The following is a 24,563-nucleotide window of genomic DNA, read 5'->3' as shown; positions in this document are numbered from 1 at the left end:
CTCGGCGTTGTTGGTCGCCGCAATGTCATACATGTATGCAATATTTGTCAACATGTATGATAATCTGTATTACATGTTGGATGGGGAAATCAAGGTCATTTGTGCTCAACGCTGCACAGGTCGGCGGTGAGGAACAGCCTCTGGCGAATTTGCCTCATTCCAAAAAAGACCCGAGGAAGCGTGAGGGCGGCCTGTGTGGAGGGATAGTCCACAATTTTAGTGTATTATTGAATCGCGCAATGATCTTTCAACAATGGCCGGGACTATAAACGAACATGCCGCGCCAGTTGCCGCCGTCATCATGCATGCTGTGTGAGCATGCGTCGCATCGGGCGGTCGTTCCAAACCAGGATGGCTGCATTTGCGTCGCTGAGTTTCAACTCGTTTCCGGATGCGCGCCCATGCCCCTTTCCCATATCTCCCATTTCGCCTTTCTTGTCCCGGGCAACTATCATGACGATGATCCGGGACAGGGGCTGGAAGAAACCCTGCAGCTTTTCGAAGCAGGAGAGGCGCTGGGTTATCATAGCGCCTGGGTCCGCCAGCGCCATCTGGAGCGGGGTGTCTCCTCTGCGGCGACTTTCCTCGCTGCGGCTTCGCAACGAACCAGACGGATCGGGTTAGGCACCGCCGTTATTCAACTCGGTTACGAGAACCCATTCAGGCTGGCGGAGGATCTGGCCACCGTGGATGTCCTGTCGCGCGGACGGCTGAATGTGGGGGTTTCGGTGGGCGCACCGCCCTTCGCCCATCTTATTTCCGACTATGTCGATACGGTTGTCGACGCGGACTACAGCCACGCGCGCGCTGAGAAGCTGGCGAGGGCGCTGCGATCGGAGCCGCTGTCGAACGAGACGGAGGCGGGCAATGCGGCCGGTGCGCAGGTGCCGCGGCTTCGGCCAGTCGCTAAGGGGCTGACGGACCGGTTATGGTATGGCGGTGGATCGCAGAACTCTGCGCGCTGGGCTGGCAGGGCAGGGTTCAATCTTCTGACGGGCAATATTGTCAGCGGCGAGAATACCGATGATTTTCTGACCGCTCAGGCGGCTCTCGTTGCTCGCTTCCGGCAGGAATGGGCGCATGAGCGCGAACCGCGTGTCGCTCTTGGCCGCGTCATCCTGCCAACCGATAGCGCAAGCCCCGCCACGCGCCGCCGTTACCAGGAATTCGTTGCCGAGCGGGACAAGCGCACGACCTCGCCGCATGGGGCGCGCCGCACGCTTTTCCTGCCGGATATCGTCGGGACGACGCATGAGATTCTGGAAAGATTGTCGAGCGACCCCGTTCTGCCGTTTGTCTCGGAATTCCGCCTCGAACTTCCCTATGAATTCCAGCCGGACGATTATCGCCAGATCGTGACGGATTTCGCCTCTGTCCTGCCGCAGCTTTCCGGCGAAAGGCCGGTTTTGAAAGTGGCGACGGGGCAATAATATCGCCACCTCCCGCCATTCGACTTTCAATGGAAGCCGGCGGGAGGTCGACTGAGCGACATTGCCGCATCCGTCCTTCAATCGGGGTATGGCAGGCCATAGCGGTCGCGGATCGTCGCGGCTTCATATTCGCGCGGGTAAACCCCACGATCCTGCAGTACCGGAACAACTTGTTCGACGAATTCAGCGATATCATCGGGCGCCCGTGGCGGCTGTAATGTGTAGCCGTCCACTGTGCCATCCTGCCAGAGCTCGATAATGCCGTCCGCTACCTCTTCCGCCGTGCCGAGCAGCAGCCGGTGATGTCCTTCCGAGCGGCGTACGGCCTCGCGGGCAGTCAGTTTTTCATGGGTCAGAAGATCGGAAAGGCCAAGGCCCATGCCTACCGCCCATTGCCGGTTCTGGTCGGGGATGAAACGCTCGGCATCGAGTTTTGCGTCGGGGTCGAAATCGCGAGGCTCTATGCCGTTTTCTCTGGCGAAACGTGCCAGGAGACCGTCTTCCGAACCGGCGCCGCTGTAGAGTTCATGTTTACGCAGGGCTTCCTGCCGGGTTTCGCCGAGAATGACGACGAGGCCGGGAACGATGCGGATGCCAGAGGGATCGCGCCCGAGGGAGACAGCGCGGTCGCGGACCTTCTTGCCAAAGGCCTGCCCTGCGGGACGTGACAGAATATTGCAATAGATGATCTCGCCATGGCGTGCCGCGAGATCAATGCCGCCTTCGGAGGCGCCGGCCTGCGCGATAACGGGATGCCCCTGCGGCCCGCGCGGAACGTTGAGGGGGCCTTTGACATGGAAATATTGCCCCTCATGATCGATGGTTTCGGCTGTCGCCGCATCCCAGAAGCGGTTCTCCGGCACGTCGCTCTCGCGGCGGGGGTCCCAGCTAGACCAGAGCTTTTTTGCGACATCCAGGAATTCGGTAGCCTTGGCATAACGTTCGCTGCGCGGCGGCAGCGGGTCGTTGCCAAAATTGGCGGCAACATTGGGATTAAAGGAAGAAACGATATTGACGATCAGCCGGCCGCCGGTGACGAGATCGATGGATTGAGTTCGTCTGGCGAAATTATAGGGCGAATTGTAGGTGGAGGACACGGTTGCCACGAAGCCGATATCCGGCACCTGTGCGGCAAGCGATGTCGAGAGGATGAGCGGATCAATGGTGTGGAACGGCCGGCTTGCCGGGTCGGTCAGCAGTGCCGGGTGGTCGGAAAGGAAAACGGCGTCGAACCGGCCCTTATGCGCCAGTTCCGTCAGTCGTCGGTAATATTCGATATCGTTTATATCGTGCCGGTCTCCGCTCCGATATTTCCAGGCATTGGCGAGATATCCTGTCGTGTTGATGCCGACGTTGAGATTGAGCCGGCGTTTGGTCTTGCTCATGCTGCCACTTTTTCTTTCGGGTCTGTTGGATTATCGGCCTGTATGGCCGCGCAATTGCGGGAAGCGTAACAGCCGGGGGGCCGGTCGCGAGTTAAAAATCCTTGCTGTGTGGAGAAGAAAAACTTTCGTCTCCAGTTTCACCCGCGCGTGGTCGATCTGATCGATGCCCGACAAAAATCCCAGCGAAATCCTGCTTTTATCGAAAGGATATTCCGCCATGCGGCGCATGAGCTGGTAAGATGGAAACGAATTTCCTCAATCGCGTTTGAAATAGTACACTTTATCTATAGAAAATGTTTTATGGCGTGTAGCGTGCCGTCCAGATCGCAATTTCGAGGACGAACGCCATGGCCAACGCCGCTCTTCGCCAGGGAACCCAACCCGTAACGGTGTGGTATACACGCTGCCCGGCGCCCACGCCGCTTTCCATCGCAACGCAACTGGGCTGGATTGAGCAGAGTTTTGCCAACCACGGCATCTCCGTTTCGTCCATTCGCGATGCGGCCGATCCAGCCATTCGCCAGAGTCATTTTGATCATCGGCTGGACTGGTCGTTCCGTCAGGGCGGCAACATCCCACCGATCTGGGCGAAATCCGGTGGCCGGAAAACACGGCTGGTGGGGCTGACAAGGACCGACGAGTTCCAGGCCGTCATTGCCTTGCCCGCAAGTGGGATAAGCAAGGGAAGCGACCTGAAGGGGCGGCGCATCGGTCTGCCGAAGCGCCCGGATGAGATCATCGATTTCCAGCGCGCCACCTCGCTCAAGGGCATCGTGTCGGCATTGACGGTCTCGGGGCTTTCCATCGCAGATGTCGAGCTTGTCGAGCTTGCCGCCAAAGAACCCGTGCTGCTCGGCCCGACGGAGGAACGGTTCCACGGTCTGCGCCGGCGGCTTCCCTATGGCGAGGAAATCGCAGCATTACACCGGGGCCAAATCGATGCATTTTTCGTCAAGGGCGCGGAAGGCGTCACTGTCGCCAATCTCATCGCCGCGCAGGTCGTGGTATCGACGGGTTTTCACCCTGATCCGAAGATCCGCATCAATAACGGTACGCCGCGTCCCCTGACCGTGGACGCCACTTTTGCCGATGAGCGTCCGGATCTGGTAGCGGAACTGGTGGCCACGGTTCAGCGCGTTGCGGATTGGGCAAATGACAATCCGGGGGAGGCCGTGCGTTTCATCGCTCGCGAGATCGGCGTCAGCGAGGAGGCGGTTCTCGCTGCGAATGGCCCGGACGTATATCGCAATCTGAGACTCGATCTCGATCCGGCTGAGCTGGATGCGCTCAGTCACTTCAAGGATTTCCTGCTGCAATGGAAATTCATTCCCGAAGATTTCGATGTCCAGGACTGGGCCGATCCACGCGCCCTTTCTGCACCGCAGGATACCGCGCACCATATTGTTGGGAGATGATAACGTCATGGCAGCCATCATTCTTGTAACGGGTGCAACGGGCAAGCTCGGGCAAAGGGTCGTCAGCCGTCTTTTGCAACGTCAGGCGGAGGTTCGGGTATTGACCCGCCGGCGCGAAGACGCGCTGAAGCTGTGGGGCGACAGGGTCGAGATTGCGGAGGGTAATTTTTCCGATCGGGCCAGCCTGAAGGCGGCAGCGCAGGGGACCGACAGGGTGTTTCTGCTTTCGCCCATCGGGGAGACGCTGGCGGCAGACCAGAAGACGGTCATCGATGCCGCTCTCTCCGCCGGTATATCGCGGATCGTGAAAATATCCGGTTCCGACTGGACTATTGGAAATGCTGCACGCTCGATTTCGGGAGCGGCGCATGGCGAGGTGGAACAATATCTGGCGGCAAGCGGCATCGCGCATACGGTGTTGCGGCCGAACGCCTGGATGCAGGTTGCGCTGGAGCCTGCTGTCGCCGCGCTTCGCAAAGGCGAGGACGTGCCCGCCCGTTTCGGCGATGCGGCGGTCTCCTTCATCGATGCCGACGATATTGCCGATGTCGCTGTACAGGCTCTGGCTTCAAGCGCACCGCTCGTCGGCCCATTGGTGCTGACCGGACGCGAAGCGCTGACGGCGCTGGAAATCGCCCGCATTGCGGCCCGTATCCTGCATCGGCCCGTTGGCGTTTCGCACCATGCTGCCCCCGTCTTTCCGCCGCATATCGGCGCTTTCGAACAGACGGCGATCGGTGAATTCGGAGAACTCATCCGCGAAGGTTTCGCCGCATCCATCACCGACGCCATCTACCATATCACTGGCCGCCAGCCCCGCAGTGTCGAAGATTATCTGCGCGCGCGGCTGGCGACTGCCCCACAGGGTGATCATTCCGAGGGAGAAAAGACATGGCGCTGACTGTTCCATTACCCGAAGATTCTGAGCTCAAAGGTCTTGAGCTGAAAGGCCCGGCTGATTTCGACGACAGCCCGCTCAGTCGTGCCATAAAGCAGCCCCTGATGCTCGGTCTGTTCCTCAATCTGCAGGATATCAATTTCTCCAGCTTGCCGACCAGCAACAGCTGGACCTTCGATTACAATGTCGAACTGGTGAAGCGTGCCGAAGAGCTCGGTTTCGAAATCGCCTTCAGTCGCACGCAATGGCTGCCGAAGGGTGGTTATGACGGTGACTCCTCGCTTGACAGTTTCATTGCGCTTGGCGCGATGGCGGCGGTGACGAAGAGCATTTTGCTGATCTCCACCATCCACGTTCTTTACGGGCCCCTGCATCCGCTGCATCTCGCCAAATATGGCGCGACGCTGGATCACATTGCCAAAGGGCGCTGGGGCATCAACATCGTCACCGGCCACCGTGCCATCGAACATGAAATGTTCGGCTGGCAGCGGATCGATCATGACAAGCGTTATGACATGGCGGGGGAATTGTTCGATGTGCTCCACCGCCTTTGGGGAGAAACCGAAAACTTCACTTATGAAGGCAAGCTCAACCCGTGGGCGATCAACAATGGCTGGATCACGCCGAAGCCTGCCTTCGGCCGCCCGCCGCTGGTGACAGCGACCGGTTCTCCCGCCGGTATCGATTTCGCCGCCCGTCATTCCGATCTGGTTTTCGTCACTTCGCCGGGCGGTGCGCATATAGACAGTGCGCTCGAAACGCTTCCCGATCATGTCGCCACCATCAAGAACCGCGCCAAAGCCTATGGCCGGCAGGTGAAGACGATCATCAATCCGATCATTGTCAGTCGCGATACGGAGAAGGAGGCGATCGCCTATGCCGATGCCATCGAGGCCGGAAAGCCGCAGCCCGGCACGCGTGCTTTCGCCACCAACAATTACGACAGCGACGCCCATGCCTGGCGCGGACGCGGTGATGCACGCCACAAGCAGGGCCGCAATCTAGGTGGCAATATCGAAATCATCGGCTCGCCGGAACAGGTGGTCGAGCAGCTTGTCGGCCTGAAGAAGGCGGGGATCGATGGCGTTCAGCTGAATTTCTACGATTTCCGCGAAGACCTCGATTATTTCGCCGAGCGTATTCTGCCCTTGATGAAGGAGGCGGGCCTGAGGCTCTGACGCCTTTCCAGCCCTGATTTTCCTATCCGAAGCCAATCCTTCGCAATCGTCCGATTGCGAAAACGATATTTTTTGTCCTGAGGAGATACCGTGAATATCGCCGTCGATCCCGTTAAAACACCCGCCCCTAAAATCATCGACCGGATCGGGACGTTTGTTCCCGAGCTCGTCTCCATCCGCCACGACCTGCACCAGCATCCCGAAATCGGCTTCGAGGAGGTGCGCACGTCAGGCATCGTCGCTGAAAAGCTTGCTTCCTGGGGCATCGAGGTTCATCGCGGTTATGGCAAGACCGGCGTGGTTGGCGTGCTGCGCGGCCGTCATGCGGGCAATCGCTCCATCGGGCTCCGGGCCGATATGGATGCCCTGCCGATGCCCGAGGAAACCGGTCTGCCCTATGCGTCCGTCTACCCCGGAAAGTTCCATGGCTGCGGGCATGATGTGCACACCACCATCCTGCTCGGCACCGCCCGTTATCTGGCGGAAACCCGCGATTTCGCCGGCACGGTGGTGTTCATTTTCCAGCCTGCCGAAGAGGGGCTGGGCGGCGCGCGCGCCATGATTGCCGATGGGCTGTTCAAGGATTTTCCGGTCGACGAGATTTACGGGCTCCACAATTCCACCCATGCCGCGCCCAATCACCTCAAGGTTTCGCCGGGCACCATTCTGGCTGGTGCGGATTTCTTTGACATCCGGCTCAAGGGCCGGGGTGCTCACGCCGCGCATCCCGATGTCTCCCGCGACCCGGTGCCGGCAACGGGCGAGCTGATCCAGGCTCTGCAGACCATCGTCAGCCGCAACGTATCGCCCACCGAACCCGCCGTGCTGTCGATCACGCGCATCGAAGCTGGATCAGCCTATAACGTCATTCCCGAAACGGCCGCGATTGCCGGAACAGTGCGAGCCTTCTCCGACAGCGTGCGCGAAACCATAAGGGGCCGCATCCGCACCATCTCGGATCACATCGCTGCTGCCTATGGCCTGACTGCTGAGGTGGATATTCGCGACATATTCTCGGTCCTCACCAATGATGACGTGTCAGTGGGAATCGTTGCCGGCGTGGCGCGCGAGGTTCTGGGAGACGAGCGCGTTTCCACCGCGCCCGGCCGCTTCATGGGCAGCGAGGATTTCGCCGATCTTTTGAAACACGCACCGGGTGCGTTTTTCACCCTTGGCCATTCCGGCACGGTGCCTGCCCACAATCCCGGTTTCATCGTTGACGACGACATCCTGCCCGTCGGGGCGACCCTGTTCGCGCGGCTGGTGGAAACCCGGCTGAAACCTGCCTGAAGTTTAAAAAACAAGTCTGTAAGAGGAAACATCCATGGATATTACAAGACGTAAGACATTGCTTCTGAGTGCCGCCCTGGCCGGAGCCACATTGCTGCCATCCCTGCCGACGCTGGCGGCGGAAACGCCGAAAAAGGGCGGGATCGTCACTTTTGCAGGTCTCGGCGAGCCAACGACGCTAGTGCCGCTTTCCGATTCCAATACGCGCACCCGCGCCATTTCCACGAAAATCCTCGAGGGTCTGGTGCGGTTCGACAGCGAGTTCAAACCGCATCCGGTTCTGGCCGAAAGCTGGGAAACATCGGCCGACGGGCTGCGCTATACTTTCAAGCTGCGCAAGGGTGTCAAATGGCATGATGGCAAGGATTTCACGTCGCAGGACGTCAAATTTTCGTTGCTTGCCTTCAAGAAGGTCGGGCCACGGGGGCGCATCACCTTCGCCAATGTTGCCGATATCGAAACGCCTGATCCGCTGACGGCCGTGGTGGTGCTTTCCAAACCCGCGCCTTATCTTCTGCGCGCGCTGACGGGCGGCGAGACGCCCATATTGCCGGCCCATGCCTATGCTTCGGAAAACTACAATGAAAGCCCGAACGGCAATGCGCCAATTGGCACAGGCCCCTTCGTGTTCGAGGAATGGAAACGCGGCAGCTATGTGAAGCTGAAGAAGAACCCGGATTACTGGCAGGCCGATCTGCCCTACCTTGATGGTTTCGTGGCACGGTTCGTCGCCGATGCGGCTTCCACCACCATTTCCGTGGAGACGGGTGAGGCGGATTACACCGCCGATGTCTCCTACAGCGATCTTGAGCGCCTGCGGCAAAATCCGAAACTGGCTGTGGAGGTCTATACCGACGCTTATCTCAACAATGCGGCCGTGTTCGAGTTCAATCTGGAGAACCCAATTCTGGCGAAGAAGGAGGTGCGTCACGCGCTGGCCCACGCCATCGACCGCGATTTCATCAATGACGCCATCTTCTTCGGGACGGCGAAACCTGCCGGTTCCAACATCCCGGCAGTCTTCACCGCCTATAACGACGAAAAGCCTTTCACTTATCCCTTCGATCTCGCCAAGGCTAACGAGTTGCTGGACAAGGCCGGTTACCCGAAGGGCGCGGATGGCACCCGCTTTTCGCTGCGGCTCGCTTTTCTGCCGTCCGACGTCTTCCGTAAAACGTCCGAATATCTCCGCTCATCCTTCGGCAAACTCGGCGTGAAGGTGGATATCGTCGAAGGCGATCTCGCCACCTTCATCAAGCGCGTTTATACCGAGCGCGGTTTCGACCTGACGGTGAACGGCATCAGCCGGTTGTTCGATCCGACGGCGGGCGTGCAGCGTCTTTACTGGTCCGATGGCATCAAGAACCCCGCGCCTTATGTCAACGCCGCCCACTATAACAATCCCACGGTGGACAATCTTTTCCGGGCGGCCGCCATCGAGGTTGATGAAACGAAGCGGGCCGGGCAGTTCCATGAGATCCAGAAAGTCGTCGGCGATGACCTGCCGAATTTCTCGATCGTTGCTTTGCCGACCGTCATTCTACGCAACACCAGCCTGAAATCGCTCGTGACGACCATCGACATTGCCTATGGCGATCTGGCGACAGCCTGGAAAAGCGAGTGAGGACAGAAATCCAATAACCCTGCGCGTGAGAGTTATGACGAACTTTTCTCCGCATTCAACGTCATCCTCGGTCTTGTACCGAGCATCTGCCAAGGCATCCTACGCCTTGTAGATCGCAAATGCTTGGGAAAGGCCCGAGCATGACGAAGGAGAGGTTTTACGCCAACAGCATCTCACCAGAACCCGGCAATTCTGCCGGGTTTTTTATTGCCGAAACCCACCTTCCATCCTGTTTGCACCTTCGCGCGGCAAGCCTGTTTCAGGGAAAAACTTTGCGCATGAGACAGATCGGGTGAAACAGCGATGCCATCCACGAAAATTTCGAAAAAATCAATTTCATCAATAGTTTAGCGCAAAGCTTTTCTTCGTTTCCAAGCAAGAATTGCTTTCTGGACCCGCGCTATGGCCGCCTGCACTGTGAGCTGGAAACCTCACCCTCACATGATGGATGCCATGGCCAAGGATACGCTTTTTTTGATCGCTCCCGGTTTCGAGGACCCCAAGCACCCCGGTGTCCGGTTCGTCTGCCCGCATTGTAACCAGATCGAGGGTCTGCTTGCCGCGTTTCCTGACCTTGCCGCCGGGATCGATATCCACCGCGTCGGGTTCCAGCGCCCGCGTGAGGCGGTTATCGCCGCGGTGGGGGAGGAAAATCAGTCGCTGCCGCTGTTCATCTTCGCCGGCGACGCGCCTGCCGACGTCACGGTCAAGGGCGAGACGCATTTCATTCAGGACACCAAACGCATTTTGCAAATCCTCGCCGAGCGCCACGGGTTCCCGCAGCTGCACTGAGTTGCCGCACCCCGCATATCGGATTTTTCGGAGATAGATATGACCATTTCCAGACGCCAGTTTCATAAGATCGCACTTGCTGCCGGCGCATTCGTGGCGCTCCCGGGCGGTTCTTTCGCCGCGGCCGAAGAGCCGGTTTCGGGCGGCACGCTCAAGATCGTTTATTTTCCTGAGCCGACCCAGCTCGTGGCCATCAATACCAGTGCGGGCGGACCGCAGTTCATCGGCTCGAAGATTTATGATGGGCTTCTGACCTATGACTATGAGCTGTCGCCGAAGCCGAGCCTCGCCAGGGAATGGAACGTATCGGCGGACGGACTGGAATATGTTTTCCACCTCCAGCCGAAGGCCAAATTCCATGATGGCAAACCGGTTACATCGGCGGATGTGGAATTTTCCATCCTGCGGCTGAAAGAGGCCCATCCGCGCGGTCGGGCGACGTTCGCGAATGTCGAAAGCGTCGATACTTCCGATCCGCTGGTCGCGAAGGTGAAGCTCTCCAAGCCGGCACCGGGCCTGATTACCGCGCTCGCGTCTTCGGAATCGCCCATCGTGCCGAAGCACATCTTCGAAACCTTCAAACCGACCGACAATCCCAAGCCTGCCCAGATCATCGGCAGCGGCCCCTTCGTGCTGAGGGAATGGGTGCCAGGCAGCCATATCCTGCTGGAGAAAAATGCCGACTACTGGGATGCGCCGCGCCCCTATCTGGAGCGCGTCATCATTCGCCTCATCAACGATGCGGGCGCCCGCGCGGCGGCGCTGGAAACCGGGGAAGGGGATATTGGCCCCAACCCTGTGGCGCTCGCCGATCTGGAGCGGCTGAAAGCAATCCCGACACTGAAGGTGGATGACCGCATCTATGCCTATGCCGGCCAGCAGAACCAGCTGGTCATCAATCTTGAGAACGAATATCTGAAGGAACTGAAGGTCAGGCAGGCCATTGCCCACGCCATCGATGTTCCGGCGCTCATCGATACCGTGCTTTACGGTTACGCTGTGCCATCGCCGACGCCGATCAGCCCCGGCCTTGCAAAGTTCCACAATCCCGATATCGGGTTTGCCAAGTTCGACGTCGCGCAGGCGGAAAAATTGCTGGATGAGGCGGGTTTCCCGCGCAAGGAGGGCGGCAAGCGCTTCAAGCTCCGCGTCACCACCAACCCGTTCAATCCGCAGACCTATTCGGATTTCATCGCGCAGGCGCTGTCGAAGATCGGGATTGAGGCCGATATCCAGAAATTCGATTTCGGCACCTATGTGAAGGTGGTCTACACTGACCGCGCCTGGGACCTTTCGGTGGAATCCCTGTCCAACACTTTCGATCCGACGGCCGGCGTCCAGCGCGTCTACTGGAGCAAGAACTTCAAGATCGGCCTGCCATTCTCAAATGCCAGCCACTACGCCAATCCGGAGGTGGATCGGCTGCTGGAAGCGGCGGCCGTGGAGCCTGACATCGAGAAACGCGCTGCCTTCTTCAAGGAATTTCAGGCCGTTGTCGCGAAAGATCTTCCCGTCATCAATCTCGTCGCACCCATCCAGCCGGTCGTCGGCAGCGTGCGCATCAAGGATTATGCGACGGGGGCCGAAGGTCTCGGCGGCAATCTGGCCAGGGCATGGCTGACGAAGGAGGCGTGAGCCGCCGCAGTTGGTTCTTAGAGCAGTGAGGTCATTTCCATGAGCAGAAAATCCGAAAAGCTTGTTCTCAACGCCTTCATCTATCCGGGCGGACATCACGAAGCGGCCTGGCGGCATCCGGATTCGGAGCCGCACCGCGTCACCGATATCAGGCTTTATCAGGATATCGCCCGCAAGGCCGAGGCGGCGAAGCTGGATGCTATCTTCTTTGCGGATGCGCCGGTACTGGATGCCAATATCCGCTATGCCGCCCGCCACCGGCTGGAGCCGATCACCATGCTGGCGGCGCTCGCCGCCGTCACCGAAAAAATCGGCTTCATCGCCACGGCGTCGACCACCTATTATGAGCCTTATAATCTCGCCCGGCTGTTTGCCTCTGTTGATCATATCAGCGGCGGCCGCGTAGGCTGGAACATCGTCACGACCTCGGCGGATGCAGCGGCCGGCAACTTCAACCTCCAGAAGCATCCGCCGCATGCCGATCGTTACCGTCAGGCCATCGAGTTCGTCGATGTGGTGACGAAGCTCTGGGACAGCTGGGAGGATGATGCCATCGTCGCTGACAAGGAAAGCGGACTGTTTGCCGAAACAGATCGCATCCATCCCGCCAATCACGATGGCGAATTTTATCGGGTGCGGGGCGCACTGAATGTGCCGCGCTCACCGCAGGGTCGGCCAGTCTATGTTCAGGCAGGCTCCTCGGAAGAAGGGCGCGGCTTCGCGGCTCATTATGCTGAGGCAATCTTTACCGCGCATCAGACTCTGGAGAGTGCGCGGTCTTTTTATTCCGACATCAAGCGGCGTGTGGCAGCCACGGGGCGCAATCCCGCCCATGTGAAAATCTTACCCGGCATCAGCCCCTTCATCGCATCAACCGAAGAGGAGGCACGAAACCTTGAGGCCTCCTTCAACGATCTCATCCAGCCAGCATTTTCGCTTGGGCAATTGCAGCGCATCACGGGCATAGACCTGTCATCGGCCGATCTCGACCGGCCGCTGCCGCAGGAAGCCGTGGAAGCGACACGCGCGCAGGCGAACAGCAGCCGCCATCAGCTGGTTCTCGACGTCATCGACCGGGAAAACCCGACGATCCGGCAATTGCTTCACCGGCTTGCCGGCGGGCGAGGTCACAAGGTCATATCAGGCACACCGGAACAGGTAGCGGACTGGATAGAGACCTGGTTTCGCGAGGGTGCTGCCGACGGATTCAATATCATGCCGCCATGGCTGAATGGCGGGTTTGATCTCTTCGTGGACGAGGTGGTGCCGATCCTCAAACAACGAGGCCTCTTCCGTGAGGATTATGAGGGCGACACGTTGCGTGATCACTACGGCCTGCCACGACCTGACAATATTTACGTGGCGAGAGAGCCGCAAAAGGAACGCGCCTGAGGTGGGACGGGCGTGTTCAGGCGGCGGCCTCAAGAGCGCGCATATCCTCGCGCAACAGAGCGAGTAGAGATGCGACCTCTGGTAGCCGCCGCCTGTCAGGACTGGTCAGGAGGTGATAGCGGCTGGCGGTCGGCTGCGGCGAACCAAAAGGAGCGATCAGGCGGCCGCTTTTCAGTTCTTCCGAAATCAGCGAATGACGCACCAGGCCTATGCCGTGCCCGGATGAGATCGCTTCTATCAGCGCGGTCTGGCGTGAAAAACGCGGACCCGTTGCGGAAAGCCTGAGCGGAATGCGGCAGGCGCGAAGCCAGTTCGCCCACTCAAATGCCGGGTCAAGGCCATTACCACGCAGCAGCGCAAAGCCGATATCACGCAACCGCTCCGGTTCGCCTGCAAGGCCATGGCGGGCTGCAAATTCCGCGGTGCAGACGGCGCTGACGGTGTCGGGAAATAGCGGTTCATGAATGAAGCCGGGAATTTGGGCGGCGGTGGCGACGATGGCGCAATCGGCATCAAAATGGGTGAGATCGACGGTATCGCCCTCGATGGATTCGATCGAAAGCTCGACGTCTCCGAGTGCCGGAACGATGCTGCCCAGCCGCGGCGCAAGCCAGCGCGCGGCAAAGCAACCTTCCGCCAGAACTTTCAACTGCGGCCGTGCATTCGAAACCATCAGGTCGGAAAGACTGCCGATCATGGTCTCGAAAGCGTCCGCCAGACCGGGATAAAGTGCGCTGCCGGCATCGGTCAGCACCAATTCACCGCGCTGGCGGCTGAAAAGCGGCTGGCCGAGGTGGGTTTCGAGAATCCGGACCTGCTGGCCGATGGCAGCGGTCGAAACATGCAGCTCCTCCGCGGCGCGTGAGAAGCTGGCGTGGCGCGCAGCCACGACAAAGGCGCGCAGGGCCGTCAACGGCGGCAGCCGGGAAAGCGTGGGCAGGCGAAAAGCTGTCCGGCCCCCGGCGGGAGCGACAAACTCCGTTCTCATTGCTGCTTCTCCTTTGTCGGCTGCATCTTCCGCACAGTCAGAACACCCGGCCTTCCCTGAGATGTGTCGTCGTGCCGTTGAGATAATAATCACCGATCACCCGCGCTTTGTGGGCAAGCGGATTGTGATTGTAGACGGTGCGGATATTGCGCCAGTGACGGTCGAAATTCCGGTCGCTGGATGTCGCCGAACCGCCCCCCAGTTCATAAAGGTTGGTGGCAACGGTCAGCGACAGCTGCGAGGCAATGATCTGGGTGCGGGCAGTGGCGAGCGAGCCTTCCAGCAAGGCCGCCTCGATCGCCTCTTCATCGCCGGTGGCGAAGGCGGCCGCGGTGCGGTCGAGCGTTCGGGCTGCTTCGCGGATAAGGGTTTTCACCGCGAAGGCGCCGGCGCTGATTTCGCCGAGCATCTTCTGCACGAAGGGGTCCTGATTGGCGGTTTCGGCACTGCTGTGAAGCGTGGTGCGCGCCTGGCGCAAAACATACTCGACACCGTCATTCAGCGCGCCCTGAACGGCGCCGGCGGCCGAGGCGGCAAGGTGCAGCTGCCGCATGGCCGAACTGTGCCGGCCAATCTGGCTGCCGAGCTTACGGGTCGTCAATTCATGCGGCAGAACCTCGACATTATCCAGTAGCACGCCGCCGCTCGCTGTCATGCGCTGGCCCATGCTGTCCCAGTCATCGAGGATGGTGATACCCTGGCGATCAAGCGGAATGAGCACGCCGATTGGTTGCTCGTCATCGCCGATAGCGCTGAAAGTGCCAAAATCGGCAAAGGCGGTGCCGGTTGCATACCATTTGCGACCGTTCAGCCGGTAACGGTCGCCCTCGGCGCTGAGCCGTGTGGTGATTTCGCCGGGGCGCTTGGTGCCCTGTTCGGTGCTGGCACCGGCGAAAAGCTTGCCGGCGAGCACATGTTCGAGATGGCGCCGGTCTTCCAGCTCGATGGGTGCGAGAGCGAGGTTTTCGGTAAAATTGAAATGGCTGCGAAGCGCGTGGGGAATATTACTGTCGGCTTCGCCGAGGATCATCAGCACATCGATATAGTCCGCAATCGAGCCGCCCGGTCCGCCCTTGGCTTCGGGAATACGCAATGTACCGATCTTCGCCTCCTTGATGAGGGCGAAGATATCGTAAGGAAGTTCCCGTTGGCGTTCGCGGCGGGCGGCATCCTTTGCTGCGATAGCCGCAATGTCCTTTGCCCGGGCCAGAATCTCGTCACGGCTCGGTACGCCGGAATTGTCGGTGGTGGTTGTCTGCAGTTTCGGATTGGACATTGCGGTTTTCCCTGAGCGGATGTGAGGGCCTGCGGCACAGCGCGCCGCAGGCATGGTCTTCTGGACGATCAGGCGACCGCGCGCGGCTTGAGCGCCGGGCGGTGTGCGGGCTCAAGATTGCGCGGCACACGGCCTTCAACGGGGTGGCTCGGATCGTTGAAACCGGGTGTGGAGGGATGGCCTGTCGTGACGAGGCTGTCGACCAGCGCTTCATCTTCCGCATCGATCTTCACATCGAGTGCGCGAATATATCCGTCCCAATGCTCTTCGGTGCGCGGGCCAGTGATGGCGGCGGTGACGAACTTGTTGTTCAGCACCCAGGCGAGCGCAAAATCCGCCGCTGAAACACCTTTCGAAGCGGCATGGGCCGCGACCTTTTGGGCGATCTCGACCGATTCCGGACGCCATTCGGTTTCCAAAACGCGCTTGTCGCCACGGCCAACGCGGGTATCGGCGCCGGGCTGTTCGCCAGGCTGGTATTTGCCGGTCAGCACGCCGCGGGCGAGCGGAGAATAGGAGACTACGCCAAGGCCGTAATGATTGGCCGCCGGCAACTGCTCGGCTTCGGCCGTACGGTTGACGATGTTGTAGAGCGGCTGGCTGGCAACCGGCCGGTCGATGCCGAGCTGGTCGGCCAGATGCGAAATTTCGGCGATGCGCCAGCCGCGGAAATTCGACACGCCGAAATAGCGCAGCTTGCCGGCGCGGATGAGATCGGCGATGGCGCGAACCGGCTCTTCCAGCGGCGCATCGAACACGGCGCGGTGGAAATAGAGGATGTCAATGTAATCGGTGTTGAGGCGGCGCAGCGAATTTTCGACCGTTTCGATCACCCATTTGCGCGAATGGCCGCCAAGGTTCGGGCCCTTGGTATGGGAGTTGACGAATTTCGTGGCCAGAACCCAGTGATCGCGCGTGGCCTTGATGCCGCGCCCCACGACCTCTTCCGACTTTCCATCATGATAGACATCGGCCGTGTCGATGAAATTGATGCCCTGTTCGCGAGCCTTGTCGATGATGCGGAAGGCCACGTCATCCGGCGTCGGGCCTCCGAACATCATCGTGCCGAGGCTCAGCGGTGAAACTTTCAGCGCGCTGCGTCCGAGATAGCGATAGTCGACCATTATGGTTGCTCCTTCAGTTTATTGGGCATGGTGGCAGGCCACGGCGTGGTTCTTGCCGAAAAGGGTATAGTCAGGTGCTTTTTCGCGACAGAGATCTGTGGCGAGCGGGCAGCGTGTATGGAACCGGCAGCCGGATGGCGGATTGTGCGGGCTTGGCAGATCGCCCGAAATGGGGGCCGCCTGCTTGCGGCGGGCGGGATCCGGAACGGCGGCGAGAAGCGCGCGGGTATAGGGGTGTTTCGGGGATGCCCAGAGTTCCGATGTGGGCGCGCTTTCGACGATCTTGCCAAGATACATGACCAGCACGCGATCGGAAAAATAACGCACCACGGAAAGGTCGTGCGAGACGAAGAGATAGGACAGCGAAAGCCGCTTCTTCATCTCCACCAGAAGATTGAGAATCTGCGCCTGTATCGAAAGATCGAGCGCCGAGACCGGCTCGTCACAGACGACCAGTTCCGGTTCCAGAACAAGTGCGCGGGCAATGCCGATACGCTGGCGCTGGCCGCCCGAGAATTCATGCGGATAACGGTCGAGTGAATCCGCCGGCAGGCCCACCTGCGCGACGATGGCTTCAACGATCTCCCGCTGGCGCGCCCGGTCTCCTATGCCGTGGACCTTCAACGGCCCGGTAAGGATGGTGCGCACCGTCTGGCGGGGATTGAGCGAGGCAAAAGGATCCTGAAAGATCATCTGGATGCGGCGGCGAATGCCGCGCAGTTCGGACGACGTCATTGCGGTCACATCCGCACCCTTGAAGGTGATCCTGCCGGAAGACGGTTCGACCAGTCGCATCAGGGACTTGCCGAGCGAAGACTTGCCGCAACCGGATTCGCCCACCAGGGCAACGGTTTCACCCGCCTCGATATCGAGCGACACGTCATCGACGGCGCGCACCGTGCCGCGTCCGCCCGTATAATGGGTGGAAAGACTATGCACCGACAAGAGCGCCATTGGGTATCTCCTGAGATGTTGGAGCAACGAAGGGGCAGGCGGCGTAACGGCCGTCTGAAATCTGCCTCAGCGGTGGTACATACTGCCCGCAGAAGCCGCGGGCGCTCGGACAGCGCGGCCGGAAGGCGCAACCGCGTTCCCCCGTGGCGGAAACGATGGAGCCGGGAATCTCGATGAGCGGCCCGTCGCGATAGTGCTGGCCGTCTTCGGCGCGCGGCGAGGCGGCAAGCAGGCCGCGCGTATAGGGGTGGTAGGGAGTGGAGAAAACCGGTTCCGGCAAGCCTTCCTCCACCTTGCGTCCGGCATACATGACCATCACCCGGTCCGCCCATTGCGCCACGATGCCGAGATCGTGGGTGATGAGGATGACGGCCATGTTGAGATCACGGCGCAGATTGTCGAGCAGCTGGAGTATCTGCGCCTGTATCGTCACGTCGAGCGCCGTCGTTGCTTCGTCGGCGATCAGCAGTTTCGGATTGCAGGCAACGCCGATGGCGATCATCACGCGCTGACGCATACCGCCGGACAGCTGGTGCGGATAATCATCCACTCTACGGCTGGCATCGGGAATATTGACGAGGTCTAGGAGCTCAATGGCCCGTTTGCGGGCCTGATGTCGATCGATCTTCTCATGGATGCGCAGCACCTCGATGATCTGTTCGCCAACGGTCAGAACCGGGTTCAGCGAGGTCATAGGCTCCTGAAAGATCATGCCGATATCGCGACCGCGAATGCCGCGCCATTGTTTTTCCGAAAGCGGCAGCAGATCGCGCCCTTCGAGCAGAACCCGCCCGCCCGTCTTGGCGTGGGAGGGCAGGAGGCCGATCAGGCCGAGCGCCGTCAGGGATTTGCCCGAGCCGCTCTCTCCGACGATCGCCAGCATTTCACCGGGGCTGACATCGAAACTGACGCCTTTGACGGGCTGGGCAGAGCCGAAGCTGACGGAGAGATCATGGACTTCAATCAGTTTGCTCATCGGCGTTCTTCCGAAAAACGGGGGTTGAGCGCATCGTTGAGGCCATCGCTGATGAGGTTCAGCGAAATGACGGTGAAGACGATGGCGAGGCCGGGAAGGGCGGTCAGATACCAGGCGGTGCGGATGACATCGCGGCCGGACCCGATCATCGAACCCCAGGAAACGCGGTTGGGGTCACCAAGGCCCATGAAGGAAAGTGCTGCTTCCATGAGGATTGCGCCCGCTACCATGACCGAGGAGGTGACGATGATCGGCGGCAGCGCGTTGGGCAGGATTTCCTGAAACACGATGCGCGCATGGCTGTAACCGAGGCTGCGCGCGGCAAGCACGTAGTCCTTCTCGCGGATGGCGCGGAATTCGGCGCGGGTGAGGCGTGCCACCAGTGGCCAGGTGATGATGCCGATCGCCGAGGTGACCGTGGTGACTGAAGGCTGGGCGATGGCGACGAGCACGACCAGCAGGACGAAATTCGGCAGGGTCTGGAAGATTTCGATCAGCTTGACGAGGATATCGTCAATGATGCCGCCGAAATAACCGGCGAAAGCGCCAACGGCGATGCCGATGGTGAGCCCGATCAGTGTCGCCACGACACCGACGGTGAGCGAGATGCGCGCACCATGCACGATGCCCGCCAGAACATCCCGGCCCATGGAATCTGTGCCAAGCGGATAGGCCGCGTTCTGGCCGGGCCACAGGAACGGGCGGGCCACCATTTCCAGGGGATCGCCGGGATAGATCAAGGGGGCGATCAGCGCGGTAACGATGACGGTCGCGAGAAACAGCAGGCCAACGATGGCGTTGGGATTGGTGAGGAAGATTTTCAGTTCCCGCCGCAGGCCGCGGCGGGGCACGGAAACGGAGCGGGCCGAGAGCGCATCCGGCGCATGGATATAGGGCCAGGTCTTTTCTTCGGGCTTCTTCGGTTTGGGGCTGGTTTCTTCAGCGCCGAGTTCGGCCGTGTCGAGAACCGCTGATGTATGGGAGGAATTCATCGGCTTTCTCCAATGCGGGGGTCAAGCCATGCCTGCAACAGGTCCACGGCTGCATTGACGATGATAACGACGAGGGAGGAGAGAAGCAGAATGCCGAGCAGAACGCTGAAATCCCGCGCCATGACGGCTTCGAAAGCAAGGCGGCCAAGGCCGGGCCAGCTGAATACGGTTTCGACCACGACAGCACCACCAAGCAGGCCGCCAATATGCATGCCGGCCATGGTTGTGATGGGGATCAGCGCATTGCGCAGAATGTGGCGTGTGGTCAGCCTGATCGGTGAAACGCCCTTGGCACGAGCGGTGCGCACATAGTCCTGCGACTTCACCTCGAGCATCGCCGCGCGGGTGAGGCGGGCATAGATCGCCAGAAAATAAAGTGCCAGCGACAGGGCGGGGAGGACAATATAGCGGAGCCGGTCCAGCAGGGCGGAAAACCCGGTGAGGCTGCTGCCAATGGTGCTGTCGCCGCCCGAGGGAAGCCAGCCGAGCTTCACCGAAAAGGTAAGGATCAGCATCAACCCGATCCAGAAACCGGGTACGGAATAAAAGATCAGCGAGCCGATGGAAATGATCCGATCCGGCAGCTTGCCGGAAAAAAGGGCCATGATCGAGCCGAGAAACACGCCGACGAAAATCGCAATGCCGAGCGCCGCGCCCATCAAGGCAAGCGTGCCCGGCAGGCGCTGGCCGATGAGATCAGCCACCGGCATGCCGTAGCGCGGCGAAAATCCGAGGCTGAACTGGGCGAGATTGCCGAGATAATTCATCAGCTGGTGCAGGACCGGCAGGTCCAGCCCGAAACGATTGCGGATTTCCGCCATGGTTTCGACCGTTGCCGAACCCGCTTCCGCCGCCAGTACATCGGCGGCATCGCCCGGCGCCAGCTGCAGCAGGAAGAAGTTCAGAATGACAATACCGAGAACCGTCGGGACGGCCTGAATGGCCACCCGTTTCGCCTGCGATAAAATCCTTTTCGAATTTGACATCGGCTCCAGTCCGCAATCGTTAAAACACAAATCCGCCGGTCAAGGCACGGACATTAGTTGACTAATTTTATGGAATTTGTCAAAGAGTAATAGAATTATTTTCTGAAATTTACGGAAAATCGCGCCTTAAAGAAAAGATAATTCCTATTTGTGAGAATGGTTGGTTCACTATCCCAATCTCGTTCTCGTCCGAGGAACAAACTTCTTCCCAAGCGCAAGAGTCCAGTTTCGCCGGTTTTTTGCCGGTTCAATCAAGGAGAGGGTATCGCATGACTGTTTTCAACCAGACGACGCGGCGGGGATTTCTGCTGGCGTCGGTCGCCCTTGGCGTGGTGTCTTTGCCTAGGCTGAAGCTTCGCGCGGCAGAGCCTGCCAGTGGCGGAACAGCCACGTTGCTTATCTCGTCGGAACCGCCGGTGCTGACGACGATTGCGCACACGGCCTATAATTCCGTCTATATATCACCGAAGGTCACCGAGGGTCTGCTGACCTATGATTTCGATCTCAATCCCAAGCCGCTGCTGGCAAAATCATGGGATGTGAGCGCGGATGGCCTGCGTTACACCTTCAAGCTGAGACCCGGCGTTAAATGGCATGACGGCAAGCCCTTCACATCCGCCGATGTGGCGTTCTCCATCAACGCCATCAAGGAAGTGCATCCGCGCGGCCGCAACACATTCCTCAATCTGACTGCCGTCGAGACGCCGGACGAGCTGACGGCGGTGCTGGTGCTTTCCAAGCCCGCGCCCTACCTCATTACGGCGCTCGCCGCCGCTGAAACGCCGATCGTGCCGAAACACCTCTATGAAGGGACGAAAGTGACCGAAAACCCGGTCAATCTCGCACCCGTTGGCACCGGCCCGTTCAAGTTCAAGGAATGGGTACGCGGCAGCCATATCGTTTTCGAGCGCAATGCCGATTATTGGGATGCGCCGCGCCCTTATCTCGACAAGCTCATCGTACGCTTCATTCCTGATGCTTCCGCCCGCGCGATTGCCATTGAAACAGGCGAAATCGATCTCGCGCCCAGCACCCCGGTTGCCTATAGCGATCTCGACCGTTTGAAGGAGCTTCCGAGCCTCGGCTTCGAGACCAATGGCTATCAATATACCAACTCGATCAGCCGCGTGGAGTTCAACCTTGAAAAGGATGTCTTCAAGGACGTTCGCGTGCGCCGCGCTTTCGCGCATGTCATCGACCGCAACGTCATCTTCAACACCGTCAACTATGGTTACGGCGCGACGATCACCGGGCCGATCAATCCGAAGCTCACGAAATGGTTCGTGGATGATCTGAAAACCTATCCGATCGATCTGAAGGCCGCCGAAGCGCTGCTCGATGAGGCCGGATACAAGCGTGGTGCCGATGGCATCCGTTTCAAGCTCAATCTGGATTACGTGCCGAGCACCGAGGCCTATCCGCGCGGCGCAGATTATATTCGCCAGGCGCTGGCGAAAGTCGGCGTTGATGTGACAGTGCGCACGCAGGACTTCGCCACCTACACCAAGCGTATCTACACGGATCGCGACTTCGATTTTGCCTATGAGGGCATGAGCAATCTCTTCGATCCGACCGTGGGTGTGCAGCGGCTTTATTGGTCGAAGAACTTCAAGAAGGGCGTGCCTTTCTCCAATGGCGCAGCTTACAGCAATCCCAAGGTGGATGCACTTCTTGAAGCGGCCGCCATCGAGATCGATCCCGACAAGCGCGTCGCGCAATGGAAGGAGATTCAGCAGATCCTCGTTGAGGACGTACCGGCCATCGACATCGTCGCAGCACCTGAAATCACCATCTTCAACAAACGTATCGCCGATCACACCATCGGTGCTGAAGGTGTGGCGGGAAGCCTCGCCTTCGCGCATATCGCCGCATCCTGATCGTCTCACCAGACCCGGCTCGCCCTTGCGGCGGGCCGGGATGTCTCCCTTCAGCCGACGGGCGCCGCAGCTTCGCTTTCCGGTGCCATCGTTTCATTGAGGCCATTCCATGAGCACGACACTTTCTGAAATCTGGTACACACGCTGCCCGGTGCCCACGCCAGTGGGGCTCGCGGCGCAGCTGGGTTATCTCGAGCAGACCTTCAAAGAGGCCGGCATAGCGCTGAAATCCATCATCGACTCACCTGACCGCTCCGTTCGCCAGAGCCATTTCAACCACACGCTGGAATGGTCGTTCCGCCATGGCGGCAATGTGCCGCCCATCCGTGCCCGCTCGGAAGGGCGCAATACGCGTCTCATCGGGGTGACGTGGACGGATGAGTTTCAGGCGATCATTACCCTGCCGGAAACCGGTATTCGTTCGCTTGCCGATCTCGTCGGTCGCCGTTTCGGCGTGCCGCGCCGGCCGGAGGGCATCGTCGATTTCATGCGGGCGACGGCGCTGAAGGGCATCGTTTCGGCGCTCTCGCTGGAAGGGCTGAAGGTCGGGGATATCGAACTCACAGATATTGTCATCAAGGATTCGGTGCTCGCCTCGCAGGAGGGGCCGTCGCTGTTCGGCCTGAAGCGCCGGCAATCCTTCGGCGAGGAGATCATCGCGCTCCTGCGCGGCGAGGTCGATGCGATTTTTGTCAAGGGAACGGCTGGCATTGCCGCCGCCAATCTGATCGGCGCCGTGCAGGTGGCGGAGTTCGGCTTTCACCCCGATCCGAAGATACGCATCAATTCCGGTTCGCCCCGGGTGTTGACGGTGGATGGGCGGCTTGCCGATGAGCGTCCCGATCTGGTCGAGCGGCTGGTTGCCGCCATCGGCAAAGCCTCGCTCTGGGCGGAGCAGCACCCAGAGGAGACGCGCCGTTTCATCGCGCGTGAGGCTGGCGCGACGGAAGAACAGGTTCTGGCCGCCAACGGCGCGGAGGTTCACCGCCATCTCGGCCTTGGCCTCGATGCCGACCTTGTCGGTGCCGTCGGCCATTACAAGGACTTCCTGCACCAGTGGGGCTTCCTTGAAAACGACTTCAATCTTGGCGCCTGGATCGATGATCGTTTCGTTACGGCGAATGAAAGAGCGGTGGCATGAGCGTCGCACTTTCCGCCGTTCCGAACGCGCCGGCGCAGCGAGCCGATCCGGTCGCCGTGGCAACCGCGCTGGCCGAAGATTTCAGCCTGACGGCTGCGGACCATGACAAAAGCGGTGAATTCGCTGCGGGTAATTTCGAGGCGCTTTTCAAATCAGGCCTGCTCGGTCTTGTCACGGCCGAGAAGGATGGCGGCTGGGGCGAGGGCATGGAAACGACCCATGCCGTCATCACAACCATCGCCAAGGGCGATCCATCGACCGCTCTCATCCTCGCCATGCATTATAGCGTCCATGCCGCGATCCGGCGCGGCAAGTGGCCGGCGGCACTGGCCGCAAGGGTGCTGGCCGCCAATGGCCGGGAATTGGCACTCCTCAACAACGCGCAGGCAGAGCCGGGTGTCGGTTCGCCGGCCCATGGCGGCCTGCCGGAAACAACGGCGCGAATTGAGGGCGACGTCTGGGTCGTCAACGGCCGCAAGAGCTTCGTGACTGGCCTGCCGGGCCTGAAATGGGCGATCGTGCTTGCCGTGACGACGGAAGAGACGCCGCGCCTCATCCAGCTTCTGGTTCCTCTCGACGCGACTGGAATCACCCAGGAAAAGGCATGGGAAGCGACCGGCATGTACGCCACCGCCAGTCATGATCTGGTGTTGAAGGACGTCAGGGTGCCACTTGCCGATATCGTGGCCGAGCAACCGGCGGATGAGCCGCTGCGGCGCGATGAAGTGGACGGTTACAATTTCTTCGTGCTGCTGGCTTCCGTCTATCACGGCGTCGCGCTCTCTGCGCGGGACGATCTGCTGCGCCATCTTAATGGCCATGTTCCGGCGAGTCTCGGGGCACCGCTGTCCTCCATCCCCCGCATTCAGGAAGGTCTCGGTCAGATCGAAGTATTGCTGGCGGCGAACAGACGCCTGCTTGCGTCCGTCGCCCGGGATATCGATGCGGGGGAGAGAGTGGGAACCGATGCACTGGCCGTTCGCCATGTCGTGATTGACAATGCGGTGGCGGTGACGGATCTGGCTTTGGAACTGGGCGGCAATCGCGGCCTGCGCCGGGACTACCATCTTGAGCGCCATCACCGCGATGCCATCACGGCACGGGCGCACGCGCCGCAGAGCCATATGATCCGCACGATCCTTGGCCGCCAGAGCATCAAGGCAGCCGGTGGCTGACCGGAGAAGGCATTGGGCGGCCCTGTTTCAGCAGG

20 protein-coding genes are annotated in these 24,563 nt (G+C 60.0%); 12 read left to right on the top strand and 8 right to left on the bottom strand.

What is annotated here, in order from left to right; translation table 11 throughout:
• Positions 1 to 401: 401 nt before the first annotated feature.
• Entirely contained in the window at positions 402 to 1,430 is a 1,029-nt protein-coding gene (locus K7A42_RS15030; RefSeq protein WP_112766185.1) for an LLM class flavin-dependent oxidoreductase, read from the top strand.
• 77 nt (positions 1,431 to 1,507) lie between these two features.
• On the opposite strand, the gene K7A42_RS15025 is transcribed toward K7A42_RS15030, so the two are convergent.
• Entirely contained in the window at positions 1,508 to 2,815 is a 1,308-nt protein-coding gene (locus tag K7A42_RS15025) for an NtaA/DmoA family FMN-dependent monooxygenase (RefSeq protein ID WP_112766186.1), read from the bottom strand.
• Positions 2,816 to 3,162: 347 nt separating this feature from the next.
• Here K7A42_RS15025 and K7A42_RS15020 point away from each other — a divergent pair, with 347 nt between their 5' ends.
• The 8 genes from K7A42_RS15020 (at position 3,163) to K7A42_RS14985 (ending at position 13,039) form a co-directional block, all read left to right on the top strand.
• The gene (locus K7A42_RS15020) at positions 3,163 to 4,230 is read left to right on the top strand and encodes an ABC transporter substrate-binding protein (protein ID WP_006698445.1); all 1,068 of its coding nucleotides are present in this window, start codon (positions 3,163 to 3,165) and stop codon (positions 4,228 to 4,230) included.
• Between the two features lie 7 nt (positions 4,231 to 4,237).
• The gene (locus K7A42_RS15015) at positions 4,238 to 5,131 is read left to right on the top strand and encodes an NmrA family NAD(P)-binding protein (protein ID WP_153775838.1); all 894 of its coding nucleotides are present in this window, start codon (positions 4,238 to 4,240) and stop codon (positions 5,129 to 5,131) included.
• Positions 5,122 to 6,306 carry an LLM class flavin-dependent oxidoreductase gene (locus K7A42_RS15010; RefSeq protein WP_282455480.1) on the top strand — a complete coding sequence of 395 codons (1,185 nt, stop codon included), beginning with the start codon at positions 5,122 to 5,124 and terminating at the stop codon, positions 6,304 to 6,306. Before K7A42_RS15015 ends, K7A42_RS15010 begins: the two co-directional genes overlap by 10 nt.
• A 90-nt stretch (positions 6,307 to 6,396) precedes the next feature.
• Positions 6,397 to 7,596: a M20 aminoacylase family protein gene (locus K7A42_RS15005; protein ID WP_137069461.1), complete on the top strand. Its 1,200-nt coding sequence runs from the start codon at positions 6,397 to 6,399 to the stop codon at positions 7,594 to 7,596.
• A 34-nt stretch (positions 7,597 to 7,630) separates the two neighbouring features.
• Positions 7,631 to 9,220 carry an ABC transporter substrate-binding protein gene (locus K7A42_RS15000; protein WP_035206882.1) on the top strand — a complete coding sequence of 530 codons (1,590 nt, stop codon included), beginning with the start codon at positions 7,631 to 7,633 and terminating at the stop codon, positions 9,218 to 9,220.
• A 441-nt stretch (positions 9,221 to 9,661) separates the two neighbouring features.
• A complete protein-coding gene (locus K7A42_RS14995; RefSeq protein ID WP_282455479.1) occupies positions 9,662 to 10,012 on the top strand; it encodes a DUF3088 domain-containing protein in 351 nt (116 codons plus the stop codon).
• Positions 10,013 to 10,051: 39 nt separating this feature from the next.
• Complete coding sequence (locus K7A42_RS14990; RefSeq protein ID WP_282455478.1) at positions 10,052 to 11,647, top strand: ABC transporter substrate-binding protein; 1,596 nt, start codon at positions 10,052 to 10,054, stop codon at positions 11,645 to 11,647.
• A gap of 39 nt (positions 11,648 to 11,686) precedes the next feature.
• Positions 11,687 to 13,039 (top strand): LLM class flavin-dependent oxidoreductase, encoded by a 1,353-nt coding sequence (locus tag K7A42_RS14985; protein WP_037091311.1) that lies wholly within the window; start codon positions 11,687 to 11,689, stop codon positions 13,037 to 13,039.
• 16 nt (positions 13,040 to 13,055) lie between these two features.
• Here the strand turns inward: K7A42_RS14985 and K7A42_RS14980 are convergent, their stop codons facing one another.
• From K7A42_RS14980 to K7A42_RS14950, 7 genes are all read right to left on the bottom strand, one after another.
• A complete protein-coding gene (locus K7A42_RS14980; RefSeq protein WP_282455477.1) occupies positions 13,056 to 14,027 on the bottom strand; it encodes a LysR substrate-binding domain-containing protein in 972 nt (323 codons plus the stop codon).
• A 37-nt stretch (positions 14,028 to 14,064) separates the two neighbouring features.
• Positions 14,065 to 15,303, bottom strand: coding sequence for an acyl-CoA dehydrogenase family protein (locus K7A42_RS14975; RefSeq protein WP_125271253.1), 1,239 nt, complete (start codon positions 15,301 to 15,303; stop codon positions 14,065 to 14,067).
• A gap of 68 nt (positions 15,304 to 15,371) precedes the next feature.
• Positions 15,372 to 16,427, bottom strand: coding sequence for an aldo/keto reductase (locus tag K7A42_RS14970; protein ID WP_072493140.1), 1,056 nt, complete (start codon positions 16,425 to 16,427; stop codon positions 15,372 to 15,374).
• An 18-nt stretch (positions 16,428 to 16,445) separates the two neighbouring features.
• Complete coding sequence (locus K7A42_RS14965) at positions 16,446 to 17,381, bottom strand: ABC transporter ATP-binding protein (protein ID WP_006698435.1); 936 nt, start codon at positions 17,379 to 17,381, stop codon at positions 16,446 to 16,448.
• Positions 17,359 to 18,357, bottom strand: a complete 999-nt coding sequence (locus K7A42_RS14960) for an ABC transporter ATP-binding protein (RefSeq protein ID WP_004445479.1) — start codon at positions 18,355 to 18,357, stop codon at positions 17,359 to 17,361. The genes K7A42_RS14965 and K7A42_RS14960 overlap by 23 nt, the downstream gene beginning before the upstream one ends.
• Positions 18,354 to 19,349: an ABC transporter permease gene (locus K7A42_RS14955; RefSeq protein ID WP_035206895.1), complete on the bottom strand. Its 996-nt coding sequence runs from the start codon at positions 19,347 to 19,349 to the stop codon at positions 18,354 to 18,356. Before K7A42_RS14955 ends, K7A42_RS14960 begins: the two co-directional genes overlap by 4 nt.
• The gene (locus K7A42_RS14950) at positions 19,346 to 20,335 is read right to left on the bottom strand and encodes an ABC transporter permease (protein WP_004445474.1); all 990 of its coding nucleotides are present in this window, start codon (positions 20,333 to 20,335) and stop codon (positions 19,346 to 19,348) included. The genes K7A42_RS14955 and K7A42_RS14950 overlap by 4 nt, the downstream gene beginning before the upstream one ends.
• 269 nt (positions 20,336 to 20,604) lie before the next feature.
• Here K7A42_RS14950 and K7A42_RS14945 point away from each other — a divergent pair, with 269 nt between their 5' ends.
• The 3 genes from K7A42_RS14945 (at position 20,605) to K7A42_RS14935 (ending at position 24,528) form a co-directional block, all read left to right on the top strand.
• Positions 20,605 to 22,212 carry an ABC transporter substrate-binding protein gene (locus tag K7A42_RS14945; protein ID WP_282455476.1) on the top strand — a complete coding sequence of 536 codons (1,608 nt, stop codon included), beginning with the start codon at positions 20,605 to 20,607 and terminating at the stop codon, positions 22,210 to 22,212.
• 109 nt (positions 22,213 to 22,321) lie between these two features.
• Complete coding sequence (locus K7A42_RS14940) at positions 22,322 to 23,353, top strand: ABC transporter substrate-binding protein (RefSeq protein ID WP_137069455.1); 1,032 nt, start codon at positions 22,322 to 22,324, stop codon at positions 23,351 to 23,353.
• Positions 23,350 to 24,528: an acyl-CoA dehydrogenase family protein gene (locus K7A42_RS14935; RefSeq protein ID WP_282455475.1), complete on the top strand. Its 1,179-nt coding sequence runs from the start codon at positions 23,350 to 23,352 to the stop codon at positions 24,526 to 24,528. Before K7A42_RS14940 ends, K7A42_RS14935 begins: the two co-directional genes overlap by 4 nt.
• Positions 24,529 to 24,563 lie beyond the last annotated feature (35 nt).

This window comes from Agrobacterium sp. InxBP2, assembly GCF_026191755.1.
GTDB classification, from domain to species: Bacteria; Pseudomonadota; Alphaproteobacteria; order Rhizobiales; family Rhizobiaceae; genus Agrobacterium; species Agrobacterium pusense.
The sequence above is the reverse complement of the archived record's forward strand: the minus strand, read 5'-3'. Positions and strand labels throughout refer to the sequence as shown.